The 16,884-nt window shown below is 71.3% G+C and carries 15 protein-coding genes and 1 tRNA gene; 9 read left to right on the forward strand and 7 right to left on the reverse strand.

Going from position 1 to position 16,884, the window contains the following annotated elements; genetic code table 11:
- Window positions 1-404 precede the first annotated feature (404 nt).
- Complete coding sequence (locus tag E6U81_RS04480; protein ID WP_136228744.1) at window positions 405-1,235, forward strand: helix-turn-helix transcriptional regulator; 831 nt, start codon at window positions 405-407, stop codon at window positions 1,233-1,235.
- A 57-nt stretch (window positions 1,236-1,292) separates the two neighbouring features.
- Window positions 1,293-2,342, forward strand: coding sequence for a methyltransferase (locus E6U81_RS04485; protein ID WP_136228745.1), 1,050 nt, complete (start codon window positions 1,293-1,295; stop codon window positions 2,340-2,342).
- A 38-nt stretch (window positions 2,343-2,380) separates the two neighbouring features.
- Here the strand turns inward: E6U81_RS04485 and E6U81_RS04490 are convergent, their stop codons facing one another.
- Window positions 2,381-2,758: a nuclear transport factor 2 family protein gene (locus E6U81_RS04490; RefSeq protein WP_136228746.1), complete on the reverse strand. Its 378-nt coding sequence runs from the start codon at window positions 2,756-2,758 to the stop codon at window positions 2,381-2,383.
- Window positions 2,759-3,344: 586 nt separating this feature from the next.
- On the opposite strand from E6U81_RS04490, the gene E6U81_RS04495 reads away from it, so the two are divergent.
- Window positions 3,345-3,908: a hypothetical protein gene (locus E6U81_RS04495; protein ID WP_136228747.1), complete on the forward strand. Its 564-nt coding sequence runs from the start codon at window positions 3,345-3,347 to the stop codon at window positions 3,906-3,908.
- A gap of 453 nt (window positions 3,909-4,361) precedes the next feature.
- Here E6U81_RS04495 and E6U81_RS04500 read toward each other — a convergent pair whose 3' ends face one another.
- Both E6U81_RS04500 and E6U81_RS04505 read right to left on the reverse strand, forming a co-directional pair.
- A complete protein-coding gene (locus E6U81_RS04500; RefSeq protein ID WP_136228748.1) occupies window positions 4,362-5,210 on the reverse strand; it encodes an NAD(P)H-binding protein in 849 nt (282 codons plus the stop codon).
- A 60-nt stretch (window positions 5,211-5,270) separates the two neighbouring features.
- Window positions 5,271-5,651 carry a hypothetical protein gene (locus tag E6U81_RS04505; RefSeq protein ID WP_136228749.1) on the reverse strand — a complete coding sequence of 127 codons (381 nt, stop codon included), beginning with the start codon at window positions 5,649-5,651 and terminating at the stop codon, window positions 5,271-5,273.
- Window positions 5,652-6,387: 736 nt separating this feature from the next.
- On the opposite strand from E6U81_RS04505, the gene E6U81_RS04510 reads away from it, so the two are divergent.
- Entirely contained in the window at window positions 6,388-6,960 is a 573-nt protein-coding gene (locus E6U81_RS04510; RefSeq protein WP_136228750.1) for a snapalysin family zinc-dependent metalloprotease, read from the forward strand.
- Window positions 6,961-7,306: 346 nt separating this feature from the next.
- Here the strand turns inward: E6U81_RS04510 and E6U81_RS04515 are convergent, their stop codons facing one another.
- Complete coding sequence (locus tag E6U81_RS04515; protein ID WP_240803626.1) at window positions 7,307-7,915, reverse strand: ferredoxin; 609 nt, start codon at window positions 7,913-7,915, stop codon at window positions 7,307-7,309.
- A 183-nt stretch (window positions 7,916-8,098) separates the two neighbouring features.
- Here E6U81_RS04515 and E6U81_RS04520 point away from each other — a divergent pair, with 183 nt between their 5' ends.
- Window positions 8,099-8,437, forward strand: coding sequence for a hypothetical protein (locus E6U81_RS04520; RefSeq protein WP_136228751.1), 339 nt, complete (start codon window positions 8,099-8,101; stop codon window positions 8,435-8,437).
- A gap of 385 nt (window positions 8,438-8,822) precedes the next feature.
- A complete protein-coding gene (locus E6U81_RS04525; RefSeq protein ID WP_136228752.1) occupies window positions 8,823-9,239 on the forward strand; it encodes a hypothetical protein in 417 nt (138 codons plus the stop codon).
- 86 nt (window positions 9,240-9,325) lie between these two features.
- On the opposite strand, the gene E6U81_RS39645 is transcribed toward E6U81_RS04525, so the two are convergent.
- Window positions 9,326-9,402, reverse strand: a tRNA-Gly gene (locus E6U81_RS39645).
- A 152-nt stretch (window positions 9,403-9,554) separates the two neighbouring features.
- Window positions 9,555-10,472 carry an NAD(P)-binding domain-containing protein gene (locus E6U81_RS04530; RefSeq protein WP_136228753.1) on the reverse strand — a complete coding sequence of 306 codons (918 nt, stop codon included), beginning with the start codon at window positions 10,470-10,472 and terminating at the stop codon, window positions 9,555-9,557.
- 348 nt (window positions 10,473-10,820) lie between these two features.
- On the opposite strand from E6U81_RS04530, the gene E6U81_RS04535 reads away from it, so the two are divergent.
- Window positions 10,821-12,353 carry a hypothetical protein gene (locus E6U81_RS04535; protein ID WP_136228754.1) on the forward strand — a complete coding sequence of 511 codons (1,533 nt, stop codon included), beginning with the start codon at window positions 10,821-10,823 and terminating at the stop codon, window positions 12,351-12,353.
- Window positions 12,354-12,475: 122 nt separating this feature from the next.
- Window positions 12,476-13,996 carry a hypothetical protein gene (locus E6U81_RS04540; RefSeq protein ID WP_136228755.1) on the forward strand — a complete coding sequence of 507 codons (1,521 nt, stop codon included), beginning with the start codon at window positions 12,476-12,478 and terminating at the stop codon, window positions 13,994-13,996.
- A 60-nt stretch (window positions 13,997-14,056) separates the two neighbouring features.
- Here the strand turns inward: E6U81_RS04540 and E6U81_RS04545 are convergent, their stop codons facing one another.
- Complete coding sequence (locus E6U81_RS04545; protein ID WP_168714554.1) at window positions 14,057-14,839, reverse strand: lysophospholipid acyltransferase family protein; 783 nt, start codon at window positions 14,837-14,839, stop codon at window positions 14,057-14,059.
- A gap of 722 nt (window positions 14,840-15,561) precedes the next feature.
- On the opposite strand from E6U81_RS04545, the gene E6U81_RS04550 reads away from it, so the two are divergent.
- Window positions 15,562-16,815, forward strand: a complete 1,254-nt coding sequence (locus E6U81_RS04550) for a protein-glutamine gamma-glutamyltransferase (RefSeq protein ID WP_136228757.1) — start codon at window positions 15,562-15,564, stop codon at window positions 16,813-16,815.
- Window positions 16,816-16,884: the final 69 nt, after the last annotated feature.

The following is a 16,884-nucleotide window of genomic DNA, read 5'->3' on the forward strand; positions in this document are numbered from 1 at the left end:
CGTCAGGTGATCGACGCGATCGCCTTCAAGTACCCCTGCCCGCGCAGGCCGACGCCGAAGGCGACCTCGACTGGGCCGTCGCCATCGACTCCACCGGGGGCTTGGGCGGCCGATTCGGCGGGACACTCGTAACCGTGCCATGACCTGCGGGAACGTCGTCGGCCCACTTCCGCAGCCGGTTGTGGGCGCCCTTCCGTGCCCGAAGTGCTCGGGCAGGTCCGTCCCCGATGTGCCGGTGCGGTACTTGAACGCGATGGCGTCGGCCGCTTGCCGGTGATCACGCCACTCCCCGCCCGCAGCACGCCCCGAGCCCCCGCCCCGTATACGGCAGGTTCTCGGCCCCCCGAACCACCCCGGAATTTTCGTCCAAGACAAGGGCCCGCGACTCCGGCGAAGCTGGAGGCATGCCCAGAGACAACGCGGGGGACGCGCCCCCGGAGCGCACTGTTCACAACGGCTGGGAGGTCGCCCGCCCCCTGCGCGGAACCTCTCTCGACGGCGTACGGATGGCCGGGTACCGGGACCGTACGGGCAGCAGGCTGGACATGCAGGTGCTGCCACAGCCCGCCGTGATCGTCGTCATCGGGCTCGGAGCCGGACCGCTCACGGTGGAGTGCGCTTCCGGGCACCGGCCACTGAGGGGTCTCGTCGCCTCCCTGTCACCACGTCCGGCCCGCGTCCGCGGCGAGGGCGTCGAATGCGTCGAGGTGGCGTTGTCACCCCGCGCCGCCTACGCCCTGCTGGGCGTGTCCCCACTCGAACTCGACGGCTCCATCACCGGACTCGACGACCTCTGGGGGAGGCACGCCCGGCTGCTGCGCGAGCAGCTGGCCGACACCGCGTCCTGGCGGGAACGCCTCGACCTCACCGACGGATTCCTCCGACGGAGGGCCGCCGGTGCCCCGCCCATGGCGGCCGAGGTCTGCGCCGCCTGGGACACCATCGTGGCAGGCCGCGGCCGAGTGCGGGTCGGCGACCTCGCCGCCCCCTGTGGATGGAGCCGCAAGCGGCTCTGGGCCAGGTTCAGCGCCCAGGTCGGCGTGACCCCCAAACGAGCCGCCATGCTGGTCCGCTTCGACCACGCCGCTCGGGCACTCCTCGCCGGCGAGCGCCCCGGCGACGTCGCCGCAGCGTGTGGATACGCCGACCAGCCCCACCTCCACCGCGACATCCAGGCCCTCGCCGGTTGCACACCCGCCGCACTGGCCGGCATGAACGCCTCCACCGGGCCCTGACTGCCCGTACCCCGACCGATCGGTGATCGGTCGACCCGAAGGAAGGAACCAAGTCCTGTGACAGACACCGAGGTTCGAGCCGCACGGACAGCGGCAGGCCGGGAACTCGTCGTCCGGCTCGCATTCGGCAGCATGGCCGCGCACACCCTGCGCGCGGCGGTCCGCCTCAAGGTCGTGGAAGTGATCGGCGACGAACCGCGCACAGCAGCCGAGGTGGCCGCCGGAACCGGAACCGCGCACCAGCCCACAACGCGCCTGCTGCGCACCCTGACGGCCCTCGGCCTCCTCACGGAAGGCGCCCCCGATACGTTCTCGCTGACACCGGCGGGCGCGCTCCTGGCCCCCGGACACCCCGACTCCCTCGCGTCGTTCGTCCGCATGTTCACCGATCCGGCGATCGTGCGCGCCTGGGAGCACCTGGAGACCAGCGTCCGAACGGGAGAGACCGCGTTCGATGCCGTTTTCGGCACCGACTTCTTCAGCCATCTCGCCCGACACCCCGAGCTCTCCACGGACTTCAACACGGCAATGAGCGAGGTCACCTCCGCGACCGCCGCCGTCCTGCCGCGAGCCTTCGACTTCAGCCGGTTCGCCTCCGTCACGGACATCGGAGGAGGCAACGGCACCCTCCTGGCCGCCGTCCTCGAAGCACACCCAGGTCTGGCCGGCACGGTCTTCGATACCGCCGACGGCCTCGCGGAAGCCGCGAAGACAGTGGCACGGCACGGGCTGGAGGACCGCTGCTCCCTCATGGCCGGGGACTTCTTCCGGTCGGTCCCGCAGGGCTCGGACGTGTACCTGCTGAAGAGCATCCTGCACGACTGGACGGACGCCCGGGCGGTCACGATCCTGCGCCACTGCCGCCAGGCGCTGCCACCTGGCGGCGTCGTCCTGATCGTGGAGCCCGTGCTTCCCGAGGTCGTCGGCACGGAGGACGCGGGCACCTACCTGAGCGACCTCAACATGATGGTGAACGTCGGCGGCAGGGAGCGCACCCGCGCGGACTTCGAGGAGATATGCCGCCGGGCGGCCCTGCGCGTCACCTCGCTCACCCAGCTCGCCGCCGACGCCGCCCCGTACTGCCTGATCGAGGCCGTGGCCGACTGACCACGGACCCGCGCCGGCCTGCCGCCCGCTGTGCCGCTCTACATGGGTTCGACGAAAGGAACCCGCCACTCCGGGCGCGGGTCGGCGCCAGAGGCCGTCCAGTACTCCCGCCCACGGACGATCCGTCCGTCACGGACGGTCCAGAACGACGCCGCACGGAACACCCCGACGCCTTCATGCGGAACCTCGACCTCGGAGACGACCTCGTCACCGGCGCCGACGATCCGCAGCACCCGGATCGCCCAGCCCTCCGGATACTCACGGTTCACCGCGACGTAGTTCTCCCTGCCGACGATGCGTTCACCGCTGACCGGCCACTCGACCACGGCATCCTCCGCGACCAGCCCGGCAACACCGACCCAGTCCCGCGTCTGGATCCGGTCCCACAACGCCTGTACCACTCTCGACGACTCCATACGACCCACCCTGCCACGCACCTACGACAGCGTCGTGCTCCGCGGCCGTGGAAAGCAACTCCTCAGGGGAAGCCCACGACGCCCGGGGTGCAAGCTGGTTCCCGGCCCGGCCCGGCCCGGCCCGGCGCGTGACGCTGGGCCGGCGCGTGCGGCCAGGGGCGACCAGCCGTAGCCACGGCGCGTCCCGCCTCAACGCCGGCTCGTTGCGCGCGGTGGGCGGACGATCGAGGAGTCGGCGGAGGGCTCCGGTGGCTTGCCCGGCGCCGCTGTCCACGCCCACATGCGGCCCGCCCCGCTCAGTGGAATAGTGGGGAGCGGATGGGCCCATTGGGGGTGTGGATGAGCCACCCCCACGTGTCGTGAGCGAATCCCCGCTTCTTTGGGGCGAGGCCGAAGACGTCCGCCCCGATCTCTCAGCCGCAACCGGCAGGAACCTGCCCCGAGCACTACCCGTCGGCTCTGAGACCTGCCGCTGACCAGATACGTTCGCCGCCGACACCCGTCCCCGAGGCAGGGGAGGAGAGGTGCGCGCGCGGGGCCCTCGTCGAGCGAAGTGACTGCTTTCAGCCGAGGGAAGGGACATCTCATGCGAAGAAGGACCCTGTCCACCGCGGTCGTGGCTGCTGTGGCGTTCAGCGGGTGGACCGCCGTTACTTCAAGCACTGCCCACGCAGCGCAACGGGCCGTCCCTGCTGCCACCTGTTTCCTTTCGGAAGGCCCCAACAACACGTTCGGTGTGTCGGGCGAAGGGTTCAGGCCGGGCGAACGTGTCACCGTGAAGGACTCACGAGGCACTACCGTGCGCACGACCGCAGCGATCACAGGAGGCTTTTTCGAGGTCACCGGCCTGCCGAACGACACATACAGCGCCGCGGGACGTCGGGCCAGGGCCATCTGCCCGAAGTGGGTGTCGGACGAAGAGGCCGCGATCAAGTGCACCGTGACCAAGGGCCCGGGAAAGACCTACGGTGTGTCCGGCAGAGGATTCCCGGTGGCGGAGACGGTCACGTTGAAGAACTCCTCCGGCGTCGCCGTGAACACCACCCAAACCATCCAGGACGGCTTCTTCGAATTCACCGGTGTCCCTAACGGCACGTACACCGTCACCTCGAAGTTCGCGAAGGTGACCTGTGCCAGAGCCGCCGAGTAGCGGCACCCACCCTGACCGAAAGGAGCGTGCAGGAGCATTCTTGCGGGGCTCGTTGACCGTGGGCCCTGTTCAGGGATCCGTAAGAGGCCCTTGGGGGTCGTCACCTACCTCTCGCACGTGCCCGCCGCCTGGGAGCGCGGCCGGGGCACGCCGACGGGGTCGCACCAGGACCTCTGGGCCAACTTCAAGCAGCGGAGGGCCTGATCGACTTGCGCGACGAGTACTTCGATCACCTCGCCGCCGGGGCCGAGGAACCGTTCGACCGATGACCGCGGGTCAGGGCACCGACAGCCCGATCGGGGTGGCCGCCCCCCTGGTCGACCATGGATCGAAACGGCCGGCTATCGCCTGTCGCCACAGGTGCTGTGACTCTGTTTCGTAGTCGAGCGTGAGGGCGTCGGAGCCGAGATCTGCTGCTCCGGTCGTCCGCTTCGACGGGTATTGACAGTCCTCTCAGCGGAAGTCCGCTGCGTGGTCCACCGCCCACTCCCGGAAGGACCGGGCCGGGGTACCCGTGATGCGCTCCACCTCATCGTTGACCGGCTCCGGATTGTCGAGCATCGCAGCCTGGGCCGGCAGGACGGTCTCCACCAGCTCCGGCGGGTAGCCTTCGGCCTTCATCTGCTCGACCGCCTCGTCCAGCGCGATCTCCTCGAACCGAACCGGCCGCCCGATGGCCTCACCGATCAGTGCCACCTGCCGTTCCTGGGTGATCAATTCGAGGCCGGTGATCAGGGGCCTGGCGCCGAGCAGGGCGTCGGTCGTCAGCGCCTTGACGGCGACCGCAGCCATGTCCGCCTCGTGGATCAGCGGACGGGCAAGCCTTGCCAGCGGCGCCCGTACCGCACCGGTAGTGCGGATCTGCCGCGCCCAGCCCAGCGTGTTGCTCGCGAACCCGGTGGGCCGCAGCCCCGTCCACTCCAGGCCCGACGCCTCGATCTGCCGCTCCAGCTCTGTGTGGAACATGGTGATCACCTCCCCGGGCTTCTCCTCACTCCCGACCCCGGCGGATGACAGGTACACCACCCGCCGGGCCTGCTTCCTGATCGCCTCGATCACGTCCGACGCGCCCTCGGCGCTCAGGAACGGCCACACCAGGAAGACCGAATCGATGCCTTCCAGAGCCGCGTCCAGCGACGCGGGATCACCGAGATCACCGCGTACCGCGTGCACCCCCTCGGGGAAGTCCGCCTCCCCCCTCACCAGCGCCCGCACGGGCACACCCGCCGCGTGCAGTTGGCTCACCACCGCGCCGCCGACCCTTCCGGTTGCGCCGGTCACCAGGATCCTGGGCTGTGTCATCGGAACCTCCTCGTCTCGCTGTTCGATGACACGACTCTCATACATCAACCAAAGTTCAGGTCAAGCGCCGGCGGGCGAGCGATGCGGGAGAGCGGCTTCGGGCCTGGTAGCGGCCGCCGATGTTCCCAGCGTGTCCAGGCCCGGGGGCCCCGGGGCGTATTCCAGCAGCCCGCCGTCTTCCGGGCTGCTGGGTGCTTCCAGGAAGAGGGCGAGGGCGTAGGGGTGGTCGTCGGTGCGGCCGCCGTGGGTGTCGCCCTCCTGGTGGAGGATGCTGAGGACGCGGCGCTCCACCGGGTCCGGCACGGGAGCCACTGCCTGCCCGGTGAGACGGCCCAACAGAGCGACGAGTTCCTCGTCGGCGTACAGGCGGGGGAGGAGGTCCGACTCCCCGGCGATCACCTGGCCGCCCGGGGTGGTCATGTGGCGGGGCGAGTTGTCCATGCCGGCCATGGAGAAGTCCCGGCGCAGGAGTGAACACGCGCCCCACGCCCGCGCCGACTGCGCTGCTCCGGTCGGCCCCACTCCACCAGGAGTACAAGGAGCGAGGGCGGAGCCCGTACTGGGCCGGGCAGGGCGTCGGCGCCGCCCCGGCACGACCGCAGAGAGGACAGGGTCTCGGCGTCCTTCTGGCCCAAGGGGCGTCCTCCGTTCGAAGGCGGATGGTCGCTTCTTGCGGTTGGGCCTCTGCTACGCCGGGCTTCGCGATCACCAAGCTCCACGCGGCTGTTGACCTGGATGCCGCGTTCGCCACGTTTGCCGCGCAGACCCGGCCGGGCGGGGCACTGGTCGGGGAGAGCACCGATCCGGCGCGCCCGGAGAGGGTCCCCCGCGACTTCCTTCTCGAAGCCGGGCCGCCTGTCGGCGGCATGCTTGCGCCGAGTACGTGCACGATGCGGGTGCTCGCGCTGTCGAGCGGCGCCCGGACCTGGCCCACCGCAGACGGGCACGCCCACCGTGCGTGCCTGAACGGCGCCGCCCGCTGACCGGGCACCGGCTGGAGTGTCTGCGGGAATTGGCTGGCAGGTGCATGACGAGTTGATGGGGTCCGGGGCTACCTTCTTAGGGCTCCGGAGAGGCGGCTGTCCGAACCCGCGGGCCACAGGCGGGCGGTGGCGGCGTCTCCAGTGCCCCGGCTCCGCCGAGGGGCCGGTCCCCCCACGCATGAAAGAAGACGACCATGTCTCTGGGCACCTGGTTGAAAGTCGGCACCTCCGCCGCCGCGCTGGTCCTCGCCGCGGCAACCGCCGCGACCGCGGCACCCGCACCCGCACCGGACGCCACCGCAGCCGTAGTGACACTCCGATACGACGACAGCCGGGCCGGTGGCTGGGAAGCGGCCATCGCGGCCGGGGTCGCTTCCTGGAACGCGAACGTCAGTAACGTACGGCTGGTGGAAGCCGCGCCCGGGGCCCGGGCCGAGATCGTCATCGTGGCCACCACCGGCTGGCCGCAAGCCACCCTCGGTCCGGTCCGTCCGGGGCGACAGGTCCGAGTCGAACTCGGCGCGCAGGCCGTGAGCCAGGGGTACGACAAGACGCGCATCGCTGCGCACGAGCTGGGCCACAGCCTGGGCCTCCCGGACACCAAGCCGGGGCCGTGCTCCCAGCTGATGTCCGGGTCCAGCGCGGGTACGGCCTGCACCAACGCCGTGCCGAACGCGACGGAGCGGTCCCGCGTGCAGAACGCGTACGCGAGCGGGCTCGTGGCAACCGTGCCGACCGATGGCCGGGTACTCGTCGACGCCCCCTGACCGACGGTGCGGCGGGTGGGCCGGTGCGGAGCCCCGACGGGGAGGGACGCCCCGAGTCGGCCGTGCCGGTCCACTGCCGCGCCTTCCAGGGGAAGTAGCTCCACGTGCTGGTTGACCGTGCTCTCCGCCAACCCGGACACGCCGCGAATGATGCTCCCTGGCCCCGTCGACGCCAGCAGCTGACCCGGCTCGGTGGTTGCGTCGAATCGCGGTGTGCGGGACAAGTACCCGTACCCAGGGACGCGTTCGCCAGTGGAGAGGTCGCACGGGAGAGCACAGCACTGTGGGACATGGGGGTTCCGCGCCTTCGTCGAGCAGGCGGGGACCGGGCCCCACCCACCCCCTGTCAGGCGCCGCGTGGGGAGAGGGACGGCAGGGGTTCGCCGGGGTTGGCCGGACGGCCTTCGGACAGCCAGAAGAGGTAGTGGCGGAGGTCTTCCGCGAGGCCTGCGTCGATGTACGCGACGTACTCCCGGCCCCCGCCGGCCGCCTCGCGTTCCTCCGCCCGGCCGGAGACGGACCACTTACGGTCCAGGGCCGCGGCCCACTCCCGCACCCGGCCCCGCTCCCTCCACCAGTCGCGGACGAGTTCCGGGGTCCAGTGGTCGTCGCCGTCGCAGGCGTACCCGACCATCGGGTCCTGCGCGACCGCGCCCAGCAGCGCCAGCGCCTGCGTCGCGTCGCGGGGCTGCCGGTAGACGAACTCGGCGCCCCACTCGTCGTCGTAGAGCACGTGCGCGGGGGCGATCAGCCGACCCATCCAGCAGGTGTCGGTCCCGGCGCCGTAGAACGGCCCCGGTACGTTGCGCCAGTCGCGCTCTGCCCAGCGATCGGGGCGTTGGTTCCACCAGAGGCCTCGGAAGTCCGGGGAGGGCAGCCACGTGCCGCCGTCCGGCGCGGGCAGCCGCCCGCTCTCCGCGGCCCGGACGGACGGCAGAGGGTCCCAGTAGCTCATGGTCGGCATCCTGTCAGACGGCACGAGTGCCAAGGGGTGCCGCCCAGATCGATACCGGCCGTCGGGCGCAGCATCGGGCAGGCTGTGCATCACAAGGCGCGGCGTGTGTCGCGCTCATCGCCGCGACCGCAGGGGGAAGCCATGTCGTTTGCAGAGAGTGGACGACGTACGGAGAGCGTTGCGGTGAACGAGACGAGGACGATGACCCGGCAGCGGCCCCGGAGCGCCGCTCAACAGATGGGCTCCGCCGCGTGCGCCGTCCTCCTGACCCTGGGCAACCTGTTGACGGGCTACCTCCTGCTGCTCGCCCATGCCGCGGAACCCGCCGGCCCCTGGGACGGCGAGGCCGTCGCCCACGCCGACATCACCGCAGCCCTGGCCTTGGCCCTTGCCGTCTCGATGGCACTCCTCACGTGGGTGTTCCTGAGGGCCGAGTGGCTGCGCAGATGGTGGCTCGTCCCGCCGGCACTCTTCGCGTTCGACGCGGTCCTGCGCCTGACCCTCCTCGCTCCGGAGCTCTGACGCCGAGCAGAGGATTCCGGCGGCCGCGGGCGGAAGGCGGGGGTCCGGTCCTGGGCCGCAGTGGCGCCCGTGCGGACACGGGGACCGGCCCCGCACACCTCGGTCTCGCGCCCGCTCACATCGGCGGCTCGCCCCGCAGGCGAGCCGCCGGCCGACATCCTCCCGGGCCCCGGCCGCCCCGAACCACAGCGGCGGCCTGTCCGCCGGATCCGTACGCGGGCCCGTGCCCCCCCGCAGGTCGGGAGCCGGCGGCGGTGACCTGACGGGGCGGCAGGATCACGACTCCGTATCCGATTGGAAAACGGAAGGGAAGAGTCCCTTTTGGGTGTCGGGGAGCCGGTAACGTACGCGCGTTCGATCATGTACACGTCCCCAAGGAACCCTCATGGCCACGCCTCCCGCGCCGCAGACCCCCGAGCAGCCCGCCGCTCCCGGCCCGTTCGACGCCTCCGTGGCGCCGTCCGAGCCCCCGAAGAAGAAGAGCGGCCTGGGGAAGAAGATCCTCGGCGTCCTCGTGGCGATCGCGATCGCACTGTTCTGGCGCCTGGGCCTTCCCCACCTGACGGGCGAGGCCCCGGTTCACGCGGAGGCCGGCGACTGTGTCGTCGTCACGGGCCCGGAGAACGACCCCGAGGTCGAGAGTACGGGCTGCACCGAGAAGGTGCCCGACCTCTACAAGGTCGTCAAGGTCTTCGACAACACCTTCGACATCGACAAGTGCGAGGGCGTGGCCGAAGTCGCTCTCGCGCAGCAGCTCGAGACGGACAAGTTCGTCCTCTGCATGGAGCCCGTCAAGAACTGACGTCCCCACGCTGCTGCAGGGGCCGGACCTGTCGGGTCCGGCCCCTGCGGCGTTCCGGCAAGGCCGTCGGGCGGTGTGCCGGTCTGTGGACGGCGGGCCGGATTCGCACCGGCGTCCTCCCCTCCTGGGAAGGGGGCGCGTCCACCGCTGCGCTACAGCGCCCCGCCGCGGCAGGTGCACCCTGTGCGTCCCTGCCTGGACCCGCGCAACGGGTTCTCGCGACAGCCGTTCGCAGCCGAACGGCGGACGGCCCTGCGCGACCACGGGCTGCCCGCCCGCACAAGAGACCGGCCCTGCCGGGCCGCAGAATGCCCGTCAGCCCGCCTTCTTCATGAGTTCCACCAGGCCCGAGAAGCTCTCCGTGGCCCCGCCGGCCTCCATGCCGCGCCGGAACAGGGTGGCGACTGCGGCGGGCAGGACGGTGTCGACGCCCGCGTCGGCATGGGTGTGCAGGACGTGTTCGACGCTGGCCGCGCCCATGGCGAGCCGGTCGACGTCACCGTCGTGCGTGCCGGCGTCGATGCGGTCGGCGTAGAAGGCGAAGAAGCCGGGCAGGGAGTTCGCGGTGTCGACCGCGTGCCCGAGGATGTCGGAGGCGGTCAGTCCGTTGGCCGCGGCCAGGGCGGTCGCTTGCCAGTAGCTCAGCATGGACGTCCAGAACATCGTCATGCCGATCTGGTAGAGGAGCGCGGCCAGTCCCGGGTCCTCGCCGCGGTAGTCGGTCGTGCCGGTGACCGCTTCGAGCACCCGGCGGTGCCGTTCGAAGGCGTCCTGCGGGCCGCTGTAGAAGGTGGAGGACTCGGGCTTGCCGATGCCGGAGGGCGGGACGGTGACGCCGCCGGTCAGCTGCACGGCGCCCCGGTCGGACGCCCAACGTGCGGCCTTGCGGGCCTCCTCCGGGGTGTCGGAGCTGAGGTTGACCAGAACCCTGCCGGAGAGGGCGGCCTCGGCGGGGCCGAGCAGGTCGTACATCGCGGCATAGTCCGTGAGGCTCAGGAGCACCAGCTCGTTGGCGGCGAGAGCCTCCCGGACGGTCGGTGCGAGGCGGGCGCCGCGGGGCACGAGCCCGTCGGCGCGGGAGGCGGTGCGGTTCCACAGAGTGACGTCGTATCCGCGGTCCAGGAGGGCGGCGGCCATCGCCCGGCCCATGGGACCCAGACCGATCACGGTGACGGAGCGGCTGTCCCCGTTGCCGTTCCCGGTGTCGGTATCGCTGCCGTTGTTCTTTCCCATGATGGATCCCCCAGTTCTGGAACGAGCGCTCTATCTAGCGCGCGGAGGAAACGTAGCACAGGACTAGAACGAACGCTCTACTCAATGGGTTTGGGGCGGGTGGCCCACGCGGACCTCCGGCGCCACCCGCACCCGGCCCCGTCAACAGACGGCCGAGATGTCATCCCCCGGAACCGAAAGGCCCTCCGGCGACCGGATGACGCGCGGATCCCAGTGCGGGCGGGGGCGCGCAGGGAGTGCGCCCCCGCCTGAGCGCCGGTACAGGCGCTGCAGCGCGCCGGCGGCGCCCCCGTTCGATGTCACCATGCGTCCCGAACAGCGGGTCAGCGACGAGAGGTTTGCCACGTGATGCCTCAGGCGACCGGGAACCCCACCCGGCAGCTCTCCGACGGGCAGCGGAAGAACACCCCCCGCAATCCCGATGTCCCCGAAAGCCTCGACGTACCCGGCCCCGCGGACGGCGGCATCACGGACGACGGCCCCGCGGACCACGTCCCTGCGGGACGGCCCCCGATCACCGCCACCCCCACTGCCACCCGCACCGACACCGAACTCCTCATCGCCGCCTCCGTCCTGCTCGCCGACGCCGCCCTCGCCGCACGCAAGGCCGGAGCCGACCTCACCGGAGCGCTGACCGGAGGGCGCTTCGCCCTGCAAGCCCTGCGCCGCCCCGCCTGGGCCCTCGGCACGGCGCTGTCCTGCGCACGCGCCCTGACCAGCCCGACCGGCCTCGGCTTCGGACCCAACGGCGGCGTCATCGGCGAACTCGCCCGCATCGCGGGCAACGTGACCCGCCGACGCCCCGCCGCGGTCGCCATGGCGGTGGACGCCTTCGCCCTGCGCATCGAAGCGGCGACCCTGACCCACCCCAACCTGGACTCCGCCCACGCCCGCCGCCTCACCGGCGCCGTCGTCTCCGGGAACAGGGTGGAGACCGTCCGCGCCCTGTACGCCCTCGTGGAACGGCTGGGCGTCACCCGCGCCCTCACCACCGTCAGCCCCGTGATCATGGAACTCCTCGCGCTGACCGGCCTGCTGGACGAGAACCCCGTCAACGACGACTTCTCCTGGGTGACCCTCTCGGGCGGCATCCCCACCACGGACCCGTTCCTCGGTCTGCCCAGCTCCCTGCTCAAGTACCTCAACCCGGGCCCCGGCCGCGCCGAACGCGCCGACGCCGACCCGATCCTCGCCAAGGTCCTCGGCACCTCGCGCAACGACATCGTCAGCTACATCAACGACATCGGCGCCCTCGGCAACCACGGCCTGGTCCTCCTGCGCCGCGTCGCCTGCGAGGACGGCACGGTACGGCACGTGCTGCTCCTGCCCGGCACCAGCTTCGCCCTGCTCAGCAACAGCACCCCGCAGGACCTGGTCGGCGCCTTCGACGGCTGTCTGCGCACCGACACCACCTACACCCGGGCGGCGAGGAAGCTCCTGCGCCGGGCCGGTGTGCCGGCGGGATCGGAGCTGATGCTGGTCGGACACAGCCTCGGTGGCCTGACCGCGATGAACCTGGCCGCCGACGCGGACGTCGCCTCCGAATACAGGATCACCCACGTGGTCACGCTCGGCTCCCCGATCGACGCCAAGCGGCCCGCCGACCACACCACCCGCGTCATCAGCCTGGTCAACAAGCACGATGTCATCCCGATGCTGGACGGCCGCGGCCCGGCCTCGCCCCACGACATCCCCGCCGGCTGGGTCGAACTGGCCTGGCTCGACGAGTCGTACGACTACCCGCTCTCCCACGCCCCGCAGGCCTACTCCGACAGCCTGCGCGGAGAGCTGGCCCACTACCGCGAACAGGTCAACGGGCTCATCCGGTGCTACGACGGCGACATCACCGGCAACCAGCCGTACATGCTCCGCGACCACTGACCCCCGTCCCGAGCCCCGGGGTGCCCCGAGCCCCGTGCCCCTGGCCGCGCACGTGCCCGTGGCCCGTCCCCTGCCCGTCCCCTGCCCGTGCCTCCGTGTGACCAGAGGGAGAACGCCCCCCGATGACCACCCCCGCCACCGCCTGGCCGCTGGAGAACGCGGTGTTCAGCGCCGCCATGCTCGCCCACCGCCTGCCCTGGGCGGACGCACCCGCCCGCGCCCTGGGCCTGGACTCCCTCACCCGCGAGGGCGCGGCCCGCAAGGTCCTCGCCCACCTGCGCCACAGCCGCTGCGGACGCCCCGTCCGGCTGCGCACCCCGTTCGGCTCGTTCCTCGTCCCTCTGGGTGCGGACGACACCGCCGGACTTCTCGCCGAGGGCGCCGCGTCGGACGCCCTCGCCCCTGCGGTCCGACTCGACGGAGCCGGCCGCCGGCACGGCCTGCACCCCCACGCCCCTCTCCCGCCCGACGCCGCCCCGTCCGCGGCCCTGCTCCGGGGGCCCCTGGCGGAGGAGTTGGAGAAGGTTGTCGCCGCACGCCGCGACGACCACGTGCTGCCCTGGGAAGCCTGGCGGCCCGGTCTGCTGCGTGCGGCCCGCCGGGTGGTGGTGGGCGAGGCCGCGGCGGACGACACCCTGCTGACCGAGGTGCTGTTCCGGACGGCCGGGGCCGCGGGCGGTCACGCGTACGAGGGCCGGGCGGCCGCCCTGAACCGGCGGCTCGCCCCGTACCTGAGCGACCCGGACCCCCGCTCCGTGGCCGCCGGCCTGGATCGCGGCCTGAATCGCAACCAGGCCGCCGGGCCCGTGGTACCCACCGCCCGTGCGCAGGGCGCACCCCACTCCGCGGCGAGCCGGCCCGGGGAAGCGCTGGCCCACACCCTGGCCGTGGTCTCCGAGGCGGCCGTCACGACCGCTCTCCAGGCACTCGCCCTCGCTGCGGCGGGCGTGCCGGGCGCTGCGGACGGCCCGGCCGGAGCCGTGGCGCTCGCGCTCGACCACTTCCCGCCCGTCGAAGCCGCCGTGCACCCGGTCCGCACGCGATTCGTGTGGGACGGACTCGCCGTCGACGCGGGCACCGAGATCCTGGCCGCCCCCGGGTGGCTCCGGGACGCCGCTGCCCCCGCGGACGCCGTGGCTCGCGAGGGCTCCGGTGAGGGCCGGGGCGCCTTCCGGTACGACGGGCCGTCGCCGCTGTGCGGATCGGCGACCGGCTGTTCGGTCACCGCCTTCGCCGTCGAGGTGGCCGAGGAGATCGTCCGGTTCTTCACCGAGGCCGCCCGGCCCGCCCTGCTGTCCCCGGCCCTCAGGCCGGACCGCATGCCGTTCACCCTCCCCCCGCACACCGTGCGGATCGCTCTCCTCGGAGCCGGAGCCGGAGCCGGAGTGGGGGCCGGAGTCGGACTCGGCGCCGTCCCGCCGGCCGTGCGCGTCGGCAGCCCGGCCTCGTCCGCGGCGCTGGCCCGCGCCGATGCGGACCGCCTCGACCGGCACGCCCGCAGCCTCGTCGCCTGCGCCGCCGAAACGGGCTGGAACGGCGACGAGGCGGGCGAGCGATTTCGGATGCAGCTGCTGGAGCACGCGGAGCGGTGCACACGCGCCGCCTCCGACGTCCGCGCCGCCGCCCGCCGTCTCGGCGACTGAGGCGAAGACCGGAACGGTCCGGCGGCGCGCCCCGCCGGACCGTACGGGCGGCCGCGGCGGCTACCGCACGAGCGCGTCGCGTCGTTCACGCTCCCGATCGACCATGTCCTGCACGGTGCCCTGGACTTCGGCGCAGAGCCACCGGGCTGCCGCCGAGCGGGCGCCGAAGCCCCTCGGCCGTTCGGGCGGCGCGACAGGTTCACCGATGGTGATCAGCCACTTCGCGGGCAGCGGGAAGGGCGAGGTCAGGGGGAAGTAGGGAAGGTCCAGGAGCTTCGCCAGCGCGGGCACTTCCCCGATCTTCGGCGAGGACTCCTCCGCCCCGATGACACTGACCGGAACGATCGGAGCCCCGGTGTGCAGGGCCGCCACCGCGAACCCGGGGTTGAAAGGCTGGAGTCGGTACCGCTCACGGAACGGCTTCTCCAGTCCGGAGACCCCCTCCGGGAACACCGCGACCAGTTCGCCGGCGCTCAGGCGTTGCATGGCCGACCTCGGGTCGATGGGTACGGCGCCCTTCCTGGCGGCGTACGAACCCAGTACGGGAAGACGCAGGACGAAGGGCGCGGCCAGCACGGACAAGGAGCGCCGCAACGAGCGGTGCAGGGCCTTCTGCAGCACGAAGGCGTCCAGCCCCCAGGCTCCGGAGTGGTTGGCGACGAGCACCGCCGGCCCGTCGGCGGGAATGTTCTCCAGCCCCAGCACGTCCAGCCCGAACCAGTCGTCGATCAACCATTCCAGCAGCCGTTCCCAGGCATCCTCGCCGGCATTCCCCAGGAGCCTCCGCAGGAAGCGGAGTTCGCCCCCCGCAGCCCCGATGACATCGGCCAAGCTCTCGGACACCGACGAGCCTCCTGTCTCCTGCCGTTCCACAACCCCTGACGCGGGGTCCTCCACCACCAACGGAGACGGAGGCCGAATGATCACGGAGGGCCCCGGATCCGGGAATTCGCTTCTTGGTTCGGTCGGGTCGCCGGACACAGCGTCGGGCCACCGCCACCGCCACCGCCACCGCCACCGCCACGGCAGCGGCCGCCTCGCCGAGAACTCTGCGTGGAGGAGGCGTTACCGGCCGTCTTGCAGGAGGTGACGGCTCATCACAGACCCGGGCCGGGCAGCGGGCCGACGCGGGTTCGACGGGGGAGTGGCGAATACCTTGCGCTCCTCCCGGGGGGCCGGCGGCGCGTCGGACCGCACCTGCGCACGCACGGGCGGAACTGCCGCGCCCGCACCGCCCCCGGCGCATGAGGCTCCCCGGCCCGGCCGACAGCCCCGCCACAGACCGTTCCACGGGACTTTTGAAGCAGCCTGCACCGCTCGCGCCGCGCATCGTGCGGCAGAAGAAATGCGAATACCGCCGCTGCACGCACCGCGTGGGGCAGGTTCGCTCCGCCTGACCGAATACAGCCCCATCGGGCGGCTGGCCGATTCTGGAGCCGCAGTGTTGTCGGGGACCCGACACCCCGGACATGATCACTTCTCGCTCCACCTGACCGTTCATTCGGGAGCCGAAGGTTTCGCGTTCCCCCATGCCGATTTTCACCGCAAAGGAAGTTCGGGCTTTCATGTACAAACGATCGGGACTTCTTGCCCTCACCACAGCGGGCATTGTGCTGTGCACCGCCGGGATCACACCGTCGGTCGGCCGGGCCGCCGACGGTATCGGCGACGCGAAGGGCTCCTATGCCGAAAGGAACGGCCTGACGACGGAGGACATCAGGCTTATCAACGCACTGAACGAGAAAGCTCTGAATCTGGGCCGGCCGGACAAGACCCCGGGTGGGGACCTGCCGAGCGGCACCGAGTCCTGGAGGCCCTCCGCCGCGGCCGGTGACAGGGTCACGCCGCCCGCCGAGCCACTGGACCGCATGCCCGACGCCTACCGGGCCCGCGGAGACAGGGCCACGACCGGCATCAGCAACTACATACGCAAGTGGCAGCAGGCCTACAGCCACCGCGACGGACAAGTGCAGCAGATGACCGAACGGCAGCGGGAGCAGCTGTCCTACGGGTGCGTCGGCGTCACCTGGGTCAATTCAGGGCCGTACCCGACGAACAAGCTGGCCTTCGCGTCCTTCGACGAGGACAAGCACAGGGATGCCCTGGAGAACACCGGCCCCCGGCCCGGCGAGACACGGGCGGAGTTCGAGGGACGCGTCGCCAAGCAGAGCTTCGACGAGGCAAAGGGATTCGACCGGGCCCGTGACGTGGCATCCGTCATGAACAAGGCCCTGGACAACGCCCACGACGAGGGCACCTATCTGAGCAACCTCAAGGCAGAGCTCACGAAGAACAACGACGCTCTCGCCGGCGAAGGCAGCCGCTCGAACTTCTACTCCGCTCTACGGAACACGCCGTCCTTCAAGGACCGGAACGGGGGCAACTCCGACCCGTCCAAAATGAAGGCGGTCATTTACTCCAAGCACTTCTGGAGCGGGCAGGACCCCCGGAGCGCCTCCGACAAGAGGACGTACGGAGACCCCGACGCCTTCCGCCCCGACCGGAACACCGGCCTTGTCGACATGTCCAACGACAGGAACACCTCACGCAGCCCCGCCAAGCCCGGCGAGAGCTACGTCAACTTCGACTACGGCTGGTTCGGGGACCAGAAGGAAACCGACCCCGACAACACCATCTGGACCCACGCCAACCACTACCACTCGCCGGAAGGCGGAATGGGTCCCATGCAGGTGTACGAGAGCAAGTTCCGCAACTGGTCCTCCGGATACACCGACTTCGACCGCGGAACCTACATCATCACCTTCATACCCAAGAGCTGGAACACCGCTCCCGCCAAGGTGAAGCAGGGCTGGCCGTAAAGAGCCGTACGAAACCGTACGAAGCCGCAAGAAGCTACTCCTCCACCGGGGCGCCCTGCCCACGCCCTT

Origin of the sequence: Streptomyces sp. A0592, assembly GCF_004795115.1 — a bacterium.
Taxonomy (GTDB): Bacteria; Actinomycetota; Actinomycetes; order Streptomycetales; family Streptomycetaceae; genus Streptomyces; species Streptomyces erythrochromogenes.